This is a genomic window from Paenibacillus oleatilyticus (assembly GCF_018998565.1).
Taxonomy (GTDB): domain Bacteria; phylum Bacillota; class Bacilli; order Paenibacillales; family NBRC-103111; genus Paenibacillus_G; species Paenibacillus_G oleatilyticus.
On the sequence record NZ_JAHNZO010000012.1, the window covers coordinates 36,115 to 49,934 of the forward strand.

Here is a 13,820-nt window from a genome sequence, read left to right on the forward strand (position 1 = left end):
CCTTCAGAATCAGACACAACGCAGAGGAGTGAAACGTATGCAGCCTTACGATGTGCTCGTGGTGGATGATTCGGTTTTTATGAGAAAAATCATCACCGACCTTATTTCGGGGGACCCGGCGCTGCGGGTAGTAGGAACCGCAAAAAACGGCAAGGAAGCCGTCGAGCTGGTCAAAAAGTTGAACCCCCATGTTGTAACCATGGATATTGAGATGCCGGAAATGAACGGGTTGGATGCGCTTCGCGCGATTATGAATGAGCACCCTGTTCCGGTCATCATGTTAAGCAGTCTGACTCAAGAAGGCGCGGCGGAGACCATCAAAGCGCTCGAATGGGGGGCTGTCGATTTCGTCGGAAAACCGTCGGGTTCGATTTCACTCGATTTGCATAAAGTCAAGCAGTTGCTGCTCGAAAAACTGCACATCGCGGTAAAAACAAACATGCGTAAGCTGTCGCGTTCCGCGTTGAGCAAACCGTCGCCTAAAGCGGCGGAGGTGCCGAAAGATCCGCGGCCGTTCTCGGAACCGGCCCCAAGAATGGAACGGCGCCCCGCTACAGGTGCGGCTGGATTCGAACATATCGTCGCCATCGGCACCTCAACCGGGGGGCCTCGGGCGCTGCATCAGGTGTTGTCCGATTTCCCGGAGTACTTTCCCGCTCCCGTCGTTATCGTCCAGCATATGCCTCCTAACTTTACCAAGTCGCTGGCACAGCGGCTCGATTCCGTTTCGAGGCTGCGGGTGGTTGAGGCGGAAGCCGGCATGATTCTGGAGAGCGGCACCGCTTATGTGGCCCCTGGCGGCTATCATATGACCGTAGCCCGCAATGGGAACCATTCTTACAAGATCCATCTGACAAAAGAAGATCCGCGCGGCGGACACCGGCCGTCGGTGGACGTGCTTTTCGAATCGCTGCTGCCGATGAGGGAGCTTAAACGCCACATCGTGCTCATGACCGGTATGGGCTCTGACGGAGCCAAAGGGATGCTGGCGCTGAAGCAATCCGGAGCCGTAACGACGATTGCCGAATCGGAGGACACCTGCATCGTTTATGGGATGCCCCGCGCGGCGGTGGAGCTGAATTGCGTAACGCATGTGCTCCCCCAGCAGGAAATTACCGCGAAGCTGGTCCAAGCCGTCGCCCGCGAGCCCTGACTTCCGGGTAAGCCTTGATAGAGCAATTACCATGATGGAGGTGTAGATATGGAAATGAATCAATACCTCTCGATGTTTATCGATGAGTCGAGAGATCACTTGCAAGCGATGAACGAACAGATACTCAGCCTGGAGAGCAGCCCGGAAGACATTACGATCGTGCAAAATATTTTTCGGTCGGCGCATACGTTGAAAGGCATGTCGGCGACGATGGGATTCGAGGATCTGGCGTCGCTGACTCACGAGATGGAGAACGTGCTGGACCTCGTCCGCAACCATAAGCTGAAGATGGATTCGTTTATTTTCGACTGCCTGTTCAAAAGTCTGGATTCCTTGGAATCCATGGTGGAGGACATCATTCAAGGCGGCACAGGTCAAGCGGACGTTACCGAAATCGTCGCCGCGCTGAAGTCCATCGTTTCCGGCGATTACACCAAGGGTGGCGCAGCCGGAGGGACGACGGCCAAAGCGGCGCAGACAACTGTCGCCGGGGGAGAGCTTGACGAATTTCAATTTTCGATTCTTCAGCAGTCCATCGAAGCGGGCATTCCTGTGCTCCGCCTCGAAGTAACCGTTCGCCAAGATTGCGTGTTAAAAGCAGCGCGCGCTTATATGGTATTCAACGTGCTCGAGCAGAACGGGGAGGTCATCAAATCCAACCCTTCCGTGGAAGATATCGAGCAGGAGCGATTCGATCAATCGTTCGTCGTTTATTACATAGCTCAAATCGACACCGACGATCTGCAAAAGCAAGTCGCAAGCGTATCCGAAATCGATAAAGTGGACGTTATCGTTTTGGATCAGGCCAAGCTGACGGAGCTCATGAGTCCGCCTTCCGGGTCCAACGCAGCGGCCGCACAGGCACAGGCTCTAGCCGAGACTGCCGCCGCATCGACGCAAGAAGCGCCGAAGCAGGAAGCCAAAAAAGCGCCTGCCGCAGGCGGTGCCCCTGTAGCCGGACGGACGATCCGCGTCGACATCGAGCGGCTTGATACGCTGATGAACCTGTTCAGCGAGCTGCTGATCGATCGGGTACGGCTGGAGCAGCTTGCCAGCGAAATTCGCCGCAGCGAATTGACGGAAACCGTCGAGCATATGTCCCGGGTCAGCAGCGATTTGCAGAATATCGTACTGAAGCTGCGCATGGTGCCGATCGATACCGTCTTCAACCGCTTCCCGCGCATGATCCGGGATGTCGCGAAGACGCTGGACAAAAAGGTAGATCTGATCATTACCGGCGCCGATACCGAATTGGATCGTACCGTCATCGACGAAATCGGCGACCCGTTGGTGCATTTGCTTCGAAATGCCGTCGACCATGGCGTGGAGCCGTCTGCCGAACGAGTTGCCATCGGAAAGCCCGAGACCGGAACGATTCATCTGCGCGCGTATCATAGCGGAAACCATGTGTTTATCGAGATCGAGGAAGACGGACGCGGCATTAACCGGGACAAAGTGTTGAAAAAGGCGCTGGAAAACAACGTTTTGACCAAGGAACAAGCCGAGCGCATTACGGATGACGAGGTCAATCAGCTGATTTTTGCCTCCGGCTTCAGCACGGCGGACAAGATATCGGACATCTCCGGACGCGGGGTCGGACTTGATGTCGTGAAGACGAAGATTCAAAGTCTCGGCGGACAAGTCCAAGTCGATTCGACATGGGGGAAAGGCTCTAAATTTTCCGTTCAGCTGCCGCTGACGCTGTCGATTATCTCGGCGATGCTGATCCGGCTCAATAACGAGAAGTACGCAATTCCGCTTTCTTCCATTGTGGAAACGATGGCTGTCCGTCAAGAACAGATCCGCTCGGTTCACGGCAATCGCATGGTCGAGTACCGTACCGGGGTCATCCCGCTCGTATCCTTGGCCGATCTGTTCGATGTGCCGGGAGGAACGAATATTTCCGAGAACGAAACGCAAGTAGTCATCATACGCAAAGGCGACAAAATGGCGGCTCTCGTCGTTGACGAATTTATCGGGCAGCAGGAAATCGTGCTGAAGACGCTCGGCAAATATTTGACCAAGCTGTTTGCGGTTTCCGGCGCAACCATTCTGGGAGACGGACAAGTCGCGTTAATTATCGATACGAATGCCTTGATTAAATAGCGGGACGCAAAGACGGCTACATTCACGCGATAACTTAAGGAGGCTGCGAGTATGGGAGAAGAATTGAAAGTCATCGTGTTTACATTAGGAAAGGAAGAATACGGGGTAGAGGTCGAGAAAGTCCGCACCATTGAACGGATGCAGCCGATGACCCGTGTTCCGAAAACGCCTGAATTTGTCAAAGGCGTCATCAATTTGCGCGGCGTTGTTACCCCCGTCATCGATCTGCGCGGCCGCTTCGGATTTCCGGAAACCGAATATACCGACAACTCGCGGATCATTATCGTTGCCGTCGGCGATATCGAAGTCGGCTTGATTGTCGATTCGGCCAACGACGTCATCGATGTGGATTCGGATCATATCGACGATCCGCCGGAAATCGTAGGCGGCATTAAGGCCAAGTACCTTCACGGGATTGCCAAAGTAGGCGAAAGCCGGCTGCTTGTGCTGCTGAACCTGAAGGAAGTATTGACCAAGAGCGAGATCGTTCAACTGGAGAATGTAGAGGAGTAGGCCTAGTGGAAGCATTTAATTCTTTTGCCGATTTTCAAATGGATGTGCTGAAGGAAGTCGGGAATATCGGTGCCGGACATGCGGCTACTGCGCTCTCGCAGCTGCTCGATAAGCCTGTGGATATGCTTGTGCCCAAAGTGCGAATGGTTCCTTTCGAGGAAATCGCGGACAGCGTCGGAGGAGCCGAGGAAGCCGTTATCGCTATATTTCTGAGAGTCGAAGGGGAAACGCCGGGAAATTTGTTTTTTATCCTGAAGTTCGAGTCGGCCAAGAAGCTTCTTCGCAACTTGGTCGGGATCGACGCGGTGGAAGGCGAAGAGTACTCCGAAATGGAGTTGTCCGCGCTGAACGAAATCGGCAACATTTTGGCGGGCTCGTACTTATCGTCCCTGGCGGATTTCACACAGCTGAACATGCAGCCCACCGTTCCTTCGCTTGCGATTGATATGGCGGGAGCGATTCTGAGCTACGGCCTGCTCCAATTCGGTCAAATGGGAGACCAGGCGCTCTTGATCGACACGAAGTTTCTGGACGGAAGCGACGAGGTGGAAGGGCACTTCTTCCTCATCCCGGACCCGGAGTCCTTCGAACGTATTTTCGTAGCTTTGGGAGTGCATACTCCATGATCCAAGACAATCTGATTAAAGTAGGAATGGCCGACCTGAACGTCGCTCACTTGACCGGTGTGCTCAAAACGACGGGGCTCGGTTCGTGCGTGGGCGTTACCTTGTTCGATGCCAAGGCCAAAGTAGCCGGAATGGCCCACGTCATGCTGCCGACCTCGGATATTGCCAGAGAAGGGAAACTGAACATCGCGAAATATGCCGATACGGCGATCCCCGAAATGATTCGCCTGATGGAGGATCTTGGGGCTCAAGTGAAGCGCATGGTTGCCAAAATGGCCGGGGGCGCACAAATGTTCGCGTTCGGCTCCCAATCGGACACGATGCGGATCGGACCGCGGAATGTCGAGTCCTGCAAGGAAATGCTCGGCCGGTACCAGATCCCGATTATTGCCGAAGATACCGGCGGCAATTACGGGCGAACCATCGAATTCGACTGCGAATCCGGTATGCTCATGATTCGCAGCGTACAACACGGAGTGAAGGAATTGTAAACCTATGATCGGATCGATACGTTGGAACTTTATTGTAGGAGCCGCGGCATTCGTCATTACCTTTGCATTGTCGATAACCGACAATATTTGGCTGACTACCTTGATTCGCAGCTTCTACAGCTTTGTCCTGATATTTGTAATCGTATTTTTGTTCCGTTGGCTGCTTGGCACGGTTGCCGGATTCGCGGGCGCTCCGATTCCTGAGCATTCGGAAGAAGAGGATGAGCTTAAAGGGACGGCGGTCGATGTTGTAACGCCCGATCAGGATGCGGAGCTGCATCAGATGTTGAAACCGTCGCCGGGTCCGAAGGACGCTGCTGATACCGATTTTTCCCCGCTGAATCCGCCGAAGCTGTCAACGAAGATCCAAGGGAGTCCTGACGAATTGGCACAGGCGGTTCGCCGAATGTCTGAAGAATAAGGATGGTGACTATCTGTCATGATCGCGCAAAAATCCCATTTGGCGAATATCGATGTTTGGAAGCAATGGAGAGAAGACAGACAGTTGAAAGCGAAGCAGGCGCTCATCGAAACGTATTTGCCGCTCGTAGATTACGTTTCGGGTCGTCTTTCCATCGGTCTGCCTAAAAACGTTTCGAAAGAAGACTTATCCAGCTGCGGTATTATGGGCTTGATCGATGCCATCGAAAAGTTCGACTACGAGCGGGGACTGCAATTTGAAACGTATGCCTCCTGGCGCATTCGCGGAGCGATGATCGACGGGCTCCGTCAAGGCGATTGGGTTCCCCGTTCCGTGAGGGAGAAGGCCAAGAAGATCGAGGACGCTTACCAAAAGCTCGAACAGCAATACTTGCGTTCCGTAACCGATAGCGAAATCAGCTCTTATCTGGATGTCAGCGAGCAGGAGTTTCAACAGATGGTACAGGAAATCGCAGTGACGACCGTCTGCTCGATCGACGATCCTATCCGGGAGGAAGATTCGGAGACGCGGCTTTCTTTGTTAATTGACGAAAAGGCGAAAAGTCCGGAATCCAAAGTAAATGAAGTCTATTTAAAGGAAACGTTAGCTAAAGCTATCGAACGGTTGACGGAAAAAGAGCGGACTGTCGTATCCCTCTTTTACTACGAAGAATTGTCTTTAAGCGAGATCGCCGAAGTCATGAATCTTTCCCCATCCAGAATATCACAGCTGCACTCAAAAGCGATTCTGCGGTTAAAAGGTTCTTTGAGCCGTCATAAGTCGCAGCTATTTTATGACTAAGGGGTCGGAAAGTGGGGAGAATGATGGCCGATCTGGCGATGCCGCTCAGCTATTATATGGATATTTCGTTGTCCGACGACAAGCTGTTCGCTTACCTCAAGTTTGCGAATTGCGAGGAATCGTTCCGCGTTTCCAAAGGACAGCTTATGGAATTGATTGCCTCGTATCACATCGTATACGGCATAGATGAGGAGAAAATCGCCGCGATCGTAGACGATCCGAAGGCTTTCTTCTTCTCCCAGACGGTGATTGCCAAAGGCGATGCGCCGCAGAACGGTCAGGACGGGCGCGTCCAGATGATGTACGATTTGGACGACAAGTCCAAACGCCCGGCCGAACTGGAGGACGGCAAGGTTGATTATAAAGAAGTGACTACGATCCATAACGTGAAAAAGGGGCAATTGATCGCGCAAAAAATTCCGGCCGCCTTAGGCGTCCAGGGACGCGCGGTGACCGGAGAAACGCTTTTTGCGAAGGACGGGAAGGATGCGCGTTTCAAGCTCGGCAAAAATGTCGTGACCGATCCGGAGCAGACGGCCATTTATGCCGCCATTGACGGAATGGTCACGAAGACGGACCGGGATAAAATCAATGTTTTTCCGATCTTTGAAGTGAACGGGGATGTCGACTATAATGTCGGAAATATTGATTTTGTCGGGTCTGTCGTCATCCGAGGCAACGTTCTGCCGGGTTTTCGCATCAAAGCGGCGGGAGATATCCGCATTACGGGCAGCGTGGACGCCGCAGACTTGGAGGCAGACGGCTCCATCGAGATCAGCGCGGGGATCCTTGGGCATAACAAAGGAACAATCCGTGCCGGAAAACGGGTAAAGAGCTCTTTCATCCAAGACGCCAACATCTATGCAGGTGAGGAAGTGCTGGTCAGCCAGAGCATTATGCACTCTCAAGTGCGCGCGGGTAAACAAATTGTATGCAAAGGCACCAAGGGACTGATTGTTGGAGGAATGATTCAAGCGGGCGACGTGGTGATTGCCCGAACGATCGGCAACTCTATGTCGACGGCCACGGTCATCGAAGTCGGCGTTCTGCCGGAGCTCCGCAACGAGCTTCAGCAGCTTCGCATCCAACAAAGAGCTCTGAGCGAGAACCTGGACAAAACGGATAAAGCGCTCGTACTGCTCGACCAGTTGGCAGCCACGGGACAGCTTGGGCCGGACAAAGTGGCGATGCGGGTTAAGCTGAACCATACCAAGAAACAGGTGACGGAAGAAATTGCGAGCTCCAGAGAGCGAATGCTGGAAATTGAGAGATCGCTTGAGGACTCGGAAAAAGCAAAGGTCGAAGTCATTGCCAACGCCTACAGCGGCACGAAAATCGTGATCGGCCGATATACCAAATTCATTAAAGATACTTCTCCCCGCGTCAGGTTTCAATTGGTCGACGGAGATATCGCGATGCTTCCTATCGTATAAAGGCTGACGTACGCGTACAGCTCGAAGGAGGGGATGCCGGTGAGCATGAAACCGGTTGAAATGCAGTTTGCGCTGCATAAGAACGACGAAGCCGGTCTGAAGCAGCATCAAATGGTGCAAAAGCGAGTGGAAGACCAGGCCATGCTGAACAGCTCCAACGAGAAGTCGACGATAAAAGAGCGTCAGGTCAGTGCCAAGACGGAGGAGACCGGTCAAGCTTCGATCAAAGACGATCAGTCGGGCCGTTCGGGCGAACGGGACCCCCGAGGCGGCGGTGGAGCGAAGAAGTCGGCCGAGGAAGCCAAACAGGCGCCGGGCGGCACCGCACCGGAGCATCCGTTCAAGGGGCATCATATCGACTTGACCTTATAACTATTATGTTGTGAAACTAGGTGAATGCAATTGGACCAACCTTGGGTATACATCGTGCTGGTCGGGCTTCTAATCGTGGTCTATGCGAAGATTATCCCGCGAAAATCCGAAGGAGCGGCCAAACCCGACGGCGCCATCGTAAAAGAGATGGAGCAGGCGATGGATCACTTGGCTATGGAGCTTGAGGAGCAGAACAAAGCGCTGATCGAGCTGTTCTCCGGGACGAAACATACGTACGAGGAACATACGGCTAAACTGACCTCGCGTGTGGAAACGCTTGAAAAGCAATGTCAGGAGCTGCGGCACGAACTGGGCCGGCTGACGTTCTCGGAGGAACAGCGGCGCCTGTCCCTTCAAGCGGACGCATCGAAGCCCGGAGAGGCGTTGGGAGCGAGCGCTGGAGCCGCGGTATCGCCGGCCTATACGGAGCCTGCCGCACCTGACAAGCAGACGGAAGCGGCGAACAAAGCCCCGATGAATATGAAGGAGCGCTACGGCGAGCTGTTCGGATTGTACGAGTCCGGCAAATCGACGGACTATATCGCCAAGAAGCTGGGCATGAACAAAGGGGAAATCAGTCTGATCCTGCAGCTTGCCAAACAGGAGGAACGGTCGAATGCTTAAGAACAAATCGCTTCTGTACGGGCTCGGCACCGGGATGATTTTGGGTGCCGTTCTGCTTCAGCTGATGAATGCGGTTGCTCCGTCGGGCAGCGCCGCTTCCAAACAGCCCGCGGCAGGACAGGCGCCCGAGGAGATGGACCGCGTTCGGCTCAAGGAAGTCGCTTCTACCTATTTTAATGTGTACGACAAAAGTCAAAAGCTGTACGACCAGCCGCAGGTCGAAGCCATGATCGCCCAGAAGCTGAAAGAAGAGAAAGACAAGCAAGCCGCACAGCCGCAGTCCGCCGCGCCGGATAAGGAAACGTACATTTATGTCTCCAAAGGCATGACTGCGGCTCAAGTCGCCGATTTGCTGCAGCAGAGCGGCGTTATTGCCGACCGCACCGCCTTTGTAGATACGATGAAACAAAAGCAGCTGAACGACAAAATCATCTCGGGTCTCCATGTATTTAAGGGGCCTCTCGAGCTGACGGAAGTCATTGCCAACTTAACGACACAATAAACATGGTCAGACTCGGGCAGTTGGGGTCTGAATTTGTCTTTTTTCGTCGGACTGCCGCGGGTGTTGCATACGGTTGTCAGTTATGGTATAGTAATTTTCGGTGTTAAAAACCACACGTCGATTAATTCCGGTAACGGTGCTCCCACTGGCTTCGGCAGATGCTTTTCAAGCGTCTTGGTCAAGGAGTTTTACCGGGAGATGCGATCGGCGGAGGAAACCACAAAAAACCAATTTAGAGGAGGTGCGTGAGGATGGCAGTTATCTCCATGAAACAGCTGCTCGAAGCTGGGGTACACTTCGGTCACCAAACACGTCGTTGGAACCCGAAAATGGATCGATACATCTTCACCGAAAGAAACGGAATTTACATCATCGACCTGCAAAAAACGGTCAAAAAAGTTGAGGAAGCTTATAACTTCGTCAAGTCCGTAGCCGCAGAGAACGGCACGATCTTGTTCGTAGGTACGAAAAAGCAAGCTCAGGATTCGGTTAAGGAAGAAGCTGAGCGTTGCGGAATGTACTACATCAACCAACGTTGGCTCGGCGGTACGCTGACTAACTTCCAAACGATCCAAAAACGGATCAACCGTTTGCACGAGCTTGAAAAATGGGAGCAAGACGGCACGTTCGAAGTGCTGCCGAAAAAAGAAGTTATCATTCTTCGCAAAGAAAAAGATCGTCTTGAGAAATTCTTGGGCGGTATCTCCCATATGAAAGGTCTGCCAAGCGCACTGTTCGTCATCGACCCGCGCAAAGAGCGCATTGCCGTTGCGGAAGCACGCAAGCTTGGTATTCCGATCGTTGGTATCGTAGACACGAACTGCGATCCGGACGAAATCGACTACGTGATCCCGGGTAACGACGACGCAATCCGTGCCGTGAAATTGCTGACGGCTAAAATTGCTGACGCAGTTATCGAAGCTCACCAAGGCGAAGAAACTTCAGCTTAATGCATTGAATACGAGAAAGGGTGGTTTAAAGGTGCAAAATCCTTTCACCGCCCTTTTTTTGGGAATACATATCACATTCCAAGGAGGCCAAATCATGGCAGTTAGTGCAGCAGCAGTAAAAGAATTGCGCGAAAAAACAGGAGCAGGCATGCTCGATTGTAAAAAAGCATTGGAAGAAGCAAACGGCGACTTGACCAAAGCTGCTGAAATTTTGCGTGAAAAAGGTCTTTCCGCAGCGGCCAACAAAGCAGGCCGCGTCGCAACGGAAGGCATGATCGAGTCCTACATTCACGCTGGCGGCAAAATCGGCGTATTGGTTGAAGTAAACAGCGAAACTGACTTCGTTGCGAAAAACGAGCAGTTCAGAACGTTTGTACGCGACGTTGCTCTGCACATCGCAGCTTCCAACCCGAAATTCCTTCGCCGTGACGAAGTTCCGCAAGAAGCGCTGGACAAAGAGCGCGAAATCTTGACGAACCAAGCGCTGAACGAAGGCAAGCCGGAAAAAATCGTCGAGAAAATCGTCGAAGGCCGTCTGGCGAAATACTACGAGGAATACTGCCTGCTTGAGCAGCCTTTCGTAAAAGACCCGGACAAAACTGTAGAAGAAGTGCTGAAAGAAAACATCGCAACGATCGGCGAAAACTTGTCGATCCGCCGCTTCGTCCGTTTCGAGCTCGGAGAAGGCCTGGAGAAGAAACAAGAAAACTTCGCTGAAGAAGTTATGTCCCAAGTTAAACTGTAATTCAACAACATAAATGCAAGGTAACGAGGAACACGCTGTGTTCCTTGTTTTTTAAAAGAAAGCTTTAGCGGTCTGATCGAAATGGAGGGGTTGGAGCTTGGAACGTCCGATTTATAAAAGAGTCATTTTGAAATTAAGCGGAGAAGCGTTAGCCGGACAGCAAGGTTACGGCATCGACTCCGAGATGATTTCGTCCATCGCCCAGCAGGTGAAGGAAGTAGTGGATCTTCAGGTGGAGGTCGCCATCGTCGTAGGCGGCGGCAACATCTGGCGCGGCATTGCCGGAAGCGCAAAAGGCATTGACCGGGCAACCGCAGACTACATGGGTATGCTGGCTACGGTGATGAACTCGCTGGCGCTGCAGGATGCGCTGGAAACGATCGGCGTACCGACACGAGTACAAACGTCCATCACGATGCAGCAGGTCGCAGAACCGTACATCCGCAGAAGAGCGATCCGGCACTTGGAAAAGGGCAGGGTTGTCATTTTTGCGGCAGGAACGGGCAATCCGTATTTCTCGACGGATACGACCGCGGCGCTTAGAGCAGCTGAAATCGAAGCGGAAGTGATCTTGATGGCGAAAAACAAAGTGGACGGCGTCTACACGGCCGATCCGTTCAAAGACGCTACCGCGCAAAAATTCGAAACGCTGACCTACCTCGAAGTGCTGAACAAAAACCTTGGCGTTATGGACTCGACCGCATCCTCCTTATGCATGGACAACAATATTCCGCTGGTCGTCTTCTCGATTACGGAAAGCGGCAATATCAAGCGCGTCGTAGTTGGGGAGAAGATCGGCACGATCGTAAAAGGGAGTGTGTAATCTATGCCGCAATCCATTAAAAAAAGTGCGGAAGAACGCATGGAGAAAGCGATCGTCGCGCTGAAGAAGGAGCTGGCTTCGCTTCGTGCGGGGCGGGCGACCCCTGCTCTGCTGGATCGCGTTCAAGTCGAATATTACGGTTCTATGACACCGGTAAACCAGTTGGCGAACATCAATACGCCGGATTCCCGCACGCTGATGATTCAGCCGTGGGACAAAAGCTCGGTTGCCGCTATCGAAAAAGCGATTATGAAATCCGATCTCGGGTTGACTCCTTCCAATGACGGCAGTTCGATCCGTATCGTCGTTCCGGCTTTGACGGAAGAACGCCGTTCCGAGCTCGTCAAAATGACGCGCAAGTTCGGCGAAGAAGCGAAAGTGGCAATCCGCAACATCCGCCGCGACGCAAACGACGATATCAAAAAGCTGGAGAAGACGGGCATATCGGAAGACGAGTCCCGCCGTCATCAGGACGACATCCAGAAGTTCACGGACAAGCATATCGCGGAAGTTGACAAAGTATTAGCTGCCAAAGAAAAAGAAATCATGGAAGTGTAACCGGTAAAGACCCCCTTATTCGAGGGGGCTTTTAGTCTTTCCTGATGGGGGATTCAGACATGATGTCATTCAAAAAATGGTTTGGAAGCAAGCCGGAAGGAGAGCAAGCCGCTCTCAAGCTGGATGCGGACAACATTCCGAACCATGTGGCCGTCATCATGGACGGTAATGGCCGATGGGCACAAAAGCGGGGACTGCCGCGGGTGGCAGGCCACCATTCAGGTATGAAAAACGTAAAAAAAATTACGATGGCCGCAAACAGCATCGGTGTGAAGGTGCTGACCATGTACGCTTTTTCTACGGAAAATTGGAAAAGACCGAAGGAAGAAGTCGATTACTTGATGAAGCTGCCGATGGAATTTTTTCCGAAAGAAATCGACGAGCTGATTGCGAATAACGTCCAGATCCGTATGACAGGCTGGCAGGAAGGACTGCCTGATTTCACGCTGAAAGCGGTTCAGGACGCGATCGATCAAACGAAACATAATACCGGCCTTATTTTGAACTTTGCGCTCAATTATGGAAGCCGTAAGGAAATGCTTAAGGGCATTCAGCGGCTCGCTCAGGATATGAAAGAAAATAAAGTGGCCCCGGACGAAGTGGATGAGGCGCTTTTCTCCAAATATTTGTTAACCGATCCGCTCCCGGACCCCGATCTTCTGATACGCACCAGCGGAGAGCTTCGGATCAGCAACTTTATGCTCTGGCAGTTAGCCTATTCGGAGCTTTACTTTACGGATTTATGCTGGCCTGAATTTACAGAGCCGCATTTCTACGAGGCAATCGGGGAATATCAACGCCGCGCCAGAAGATACGGTGGTTTATAGCGGCAGTTGACAACAGGTAGGGGCAGTTGGGCTTTATGTCTGTCTGCCAGCATAAACGATGGAGGAATCGATTTGAAGCAGCGAATTGTCACAGGAGTCGTGGCAGGGCTCGCCTTTTTCATCCTGTTGTATTTGGGAGGCTACTGGTTTGCCGGGTTAATCCTGGCCTTGTCGCTGATCGGATACGACGAATTTTTACGGATGAACGGTCTCAATAAGAACAAAACGATCTCGATTTTAGGCTCTCTAGGAGTGATTGGCCTTGTCATTCCGTGGCAGGAGGCAGGGATTTCGATAGAGCATTTGATTTGGTTGTTCTTGTTTGTACTTCTGGCCGTTACCGTTATTTCGAAGAACAAGATTACGATCGATCATGTGACTACGGCATTTTTGGGCATGGTGTACGTCGGTATCGGCTTTCATTACATGGTGGAGACGCGCTGGCTTTCCGAGAACGGGCTTTATTGGACGCTGCTCGTTTTTTTATGTATTTGGTCAACGGATTCCGGGGCGTATTTTACCGGATCGATGATTGGAAAAACACCGCTCTGGCCTACCATTAGCCCGAAAAAATCCGTCGAGGGAGCTATCGGCGGCACCGCGTTATCCGTTGTCGTTGCACTCGGCTTTGCCTGGTACCGTCCGGACCTTCTTAGCTTTGCGCAAGCGATTTGGATCGGCCTTGTTATTGCGATTGTCGGACAGATGGGCGATTTGATTCAATCCGCTTATAAGCGGGTGAAGGGCATCAAGGATACGGGAACGATCCTGCCGGGACATGGCGGCGTGCTAGATCGGACCGACAGCTGGCTGATCGTGTTTCCCTTCCTCCATTTAGCGGCTCTGCTCCCGCACGTATAACTATTGCCCCGAGG

The 13,820-nt window shown here is 52.5% G+C and carries 17 protein-coding genes; all 17 read left to right on the forward strand.

From position 1 onward, the window contains the following. The first annotated feature begins 37 nt into the window (after nucleotides 1–37). The 17 genes from KQX66_RS16850 to KQX66_RS16930 all read left to right on the forward strand — a co-directional run bounded on the left by KQX66_RS16850 (nucleotide 38) and on the right by KQX66_RS16930 (nucleotide 13,806). Complete coding sequence (locus KQX66_RS16850; protein ID WP_216793985.1) at nucleotides 38–1,153, forward strand: protein-glutamate methylesterase/protein-glutamine glutaminase; 1,116 nt, start codon at nucleotides 38–40, stop codon at nucleotides 1,151–1,153. 48 nt (nucleotides 1,154–1,201) lie between these two features. Next, entirely contained in the window at nucleotides 1,202–3,259 is a 2,058-nt protein-coding gene (locus tag KQX66_RS16855) for a chemotaxis protein CheA (RefSeq protein WP_216793986.1), read from the forward strand. A 51-nt stretch (nucleotides 3,260–3,310) separates the two neighbouring features. Continuing rightward, entirely contained in the window at nucleotides 3,311–3,772 is a 462-nt protein-coding gene (locus tag KQX66_RS16860) for a chemotaxis protein CheW (RefSeq protein ID WP_036676403.1), read from the forward strand. Between the two features lie 5 nt (nucleotides 3,773–3,777). Next, nucleotides 3,778–4,398 (forward strand): chemotaxis protein CheC, encoded by a 621-nt coding sequence (locus KQX66_RS16865; protein WP_216793987.1) that lies wholly within the window; start codon nucleotides 3,778–3,780, stop codon nucleotides 4,396–4,398. Beyond that, nucleotides 4,395–4,889 carry a chemotaxis protein CheD gene (locus KQX66_RS16870; protein ID WP_216793988.1) on the forward strand — a complete coding sequence of 165 codons (495 nt, stop codon included), beginning with the start codon at nucleotides 4,395–4,397 and terminating at the stop codon, nucleotides 4,887–4,889. Before KQX66_RS16865 ends, KQX66_RS16870 begins: the two co-directional genes overlap by 4 nt. A gap of 4 nt (nucleotides 4,890–4,893) precedes the next feature. After that, entirely contained in the window at nucleotides 4,894–5,310 is a 417-nt protein-coding gene (locus KQX66_RS16875) for a hypothetical protein (RefSeq protein WP_063186383.1), read from the forward strand. An 18-nt stretch (nucleotides 5,311–5,328) separates the two neighbouring features. Continuing rightward, nucleotides 5,329–6,111: a FliA/WhiG family RNA polymerase sigma factor gene (locus KQX66_RS16880; RefSeq protein ID WP_054972313.1), complete on the forward strand. Its 783-nt coding sequence runs from the start codon at nucleotides 5,329–5,331 to the stop codon at nucleotides 6,109–6,111. 23 nt (nucleotides 6,112–6,134) lie between these two features. Beyond that, complete coding sequence (locus KQX66_RS16885; RefSeq protein ID WP_216794118.1) at nucleotides 6,135–7,544, forward strand: flagellar assembly protein A; 1,410 nt, start codon at nucleotides 6,135–6,137, stop codon at nucleotides 7,542–7,544. Nucleotides 7,545–7,589: 45 nt separating this feature from the next. After that, nucleotides 7,590–7,916, forward strand: coding sequence for a hypothetical protein (locus KQX66_RS16890; RefSeq protein WP_308647246.1), 327 nt, complete (start codon nucleotides 7,590–7,592; stop codon nucleotides 7,914–7,916). 24 nt (nucleotides 7,917–7,940) lie between these two features. Continuing rightward, a complete protein-coding gene (locus KQX66_RS16895) occupies nucleotides 7,941–8,540 on the forward strand; it encodes a hypothetical protein (protein ID WP_216793990.1) in 600 nt (199 codons plus the stop codon). Continuing rightward, nucleotides 8,533–9,042 carry a hypothetical protein gene (locus KQX66_RS16900; RefSeq protein WP_216793991.1) on the forward strand — a complete coding sequence of 170 codons (510 nt, stop codon included), beginning with the start codon at nucleotides 8,533–8,535 and terminating at the stop codon, nucleotides 9,040–9,042. The genes KQX66_RS16895 and KQX66_RS16900 overlap by 8 nt, the downstream gene beginning before the upstream one ends. Before the next feature lie 251 nt (nucleotides 9,043–9,293). Beyond that, nucleotides 9,294–9,992 (forward strand): 30S ribosomal protein S2, encoded by a 699-nt coding sequence (gene rpsB, locus KQX66_RS16905; protein ID WP_025850723.1) that lies wholly within the window; start codon nucleotides 9,294–9,296, stop codon nucleotides 9,990–9,992. 94 nt (nucleotides 9,993–10,086) lie between these two features. Further along, a complete protein-coding gene (gene tsf / locus KQX66_RS16910; RefSeq protein WP_054972308.1) occupies nucleotides 10,087–10,737 on the forward strand; it encodes a translation elongation factor Ts in 651 nt (216 codons plus the stop codon). Nucleotides 10,738–10,834: 97 nt separating this feature from the next. Continuing rightward, complete coding sequence (gene pyrH, locus KQX66_RS16915; protein WP_010491262.1) at nucleotides 10,835–11,560, forward strand: UMP kinase; 726 nt, start codon at nucleotides 10,835–10,837, stop codon at nucleotides 11,558–11,560. A gap of 3 nt (nucleotides 11,561–11,563) precedes the next feature. Beyond that, nucleotides 11,564–12,118: a ribosome recycling factor gene (gene frr / locus KQX66_RS16920; protein WP_216793992.1), complete on the forward strand. Its 555-nt coding sequence runs from the start codon at nucleotides 11,564–11,566 to the stop codon at nucleotides 12,116–12,118. Nucleotides 12,119–12,177: 59 nt separating this feature from the next. Next, the gene (uppS, locus tag KQX66_RS16925) at nucleotides 12,178–12,945 is read left to right on the forward strand and encodes an undecaprenyl pyrophosphate synthase (protein WP_216793993.1); all 768 of its coding nucleotides are present in this window, start codon (nucleotides 12,178–12,180) and stop codon (nucleotides 12,943–12,945) included. 72 nt (nucleotides 12,946–13,017) lie between these two features. Next, nucleotides 13,018–13,806, forward strand: a complete 789-nt coding sequence (locus KQX66_RS16930; RefSeq protein ID WP_216793994.1) for a phosphatidate cytidylyltransferase — start codon at nucleotides 13,018–13,020, stop codon at nucleotides 13,804–13,806. Nucleotides 13,807–13,820: the final 14 nt, after the last annotated feature.

Coding starts and splice junctions, on each gene's coding strand:
- KQX66_RS16850 (WP_216793985.1), top strand. CDS start 38: ATGCAGCCTTACGATGTGCTCGTGGTGGATGATTCGGTTTTTATGAGA.
- KQX66_RS16855 (WP_216793986.1), top strand. CDS start 1,202: ATGGAAATGAATCAATACCTCTCGATGTTTATCGATGAGTCGAGAGAT.
- KQX66_RS16860 (WP_036676403.1), top strand. CDS start 3,311: ATGGGAGAAGAATTGAAAGTCATCGTGTTTACATTAGGAAAGGAAGAA.
- KQX66_RS16870 (WP_216793988.1), top strand. CDS start 4,395: ATGATCCAAGACAATCTGATTAAAGTAGGAATGGCCGACCTGAACGTC.
- KQX66_RS16875 (WP_063186383.1), top strand. CDS start 4,894: ATGATCGGATCGATACGTTGGAACTTTATTGTAGGAGCCGCGGCATTC.
- KQX66_RS16880 (WP_054972313.1), top strand. CDS start 5,329: ATGATCGCGCAAAAATCCCATTTGGCGAATATCGATGTTTGGAAGCAA.
- KQX66_RS16885 (WP_216794118.1), top strand. CDS start 6,135: ATGGCCGATCTGGCGATGCCGCTCAGCTATTATATGGATATTTCGTTG.
- KQX66_RS16890 (WP_308647246.1), top strand. CDS start 7,590: ATGAAACCGGTTGAAATGCAGTTTGCGCTGCATAAGAACGACGAAGCC.
- KQX66_RS16895 (WP_216793990.1), top strand. CDS start 7,941: ATGCAATTGGACCAACCTTGGGTATACATCGTGCTGGTCGGGCTTCTA.
- KQX66_RS16900 (WP_216793991.1), top strand. CDS start 8,533: ATGCTTAAGAACAAATCGCTTCTGTACGGGCTCGGCACCGGGATGATT.
- rpsB (WP_025850723.1), top strand. CDS start 9,294: ATGGCAGTTATCTCCATGAAACAGCTGCTCGAAGCTGGGGTACACTTC.
- tsf (WP_054972308.1), top strand. CDS start 10,087: ATGGCAGTTAGTGCAGCAGCAGTAAAAGAATTGCGCGAAAAAACAGGA.
- frr (WP_216793992.1), top strand. CDS start 11,564: ATGCCGCAATCCATTAAAAAAAGTGCGGAAGAACGCATGGAGAAAGCG.
- uppS (WP_216793993.1), top strand. CDS start 12,178: ATGATGTCATTCAAAAAATGGTTTGGAAGCAAGCCGGAAGGAGAGCAA.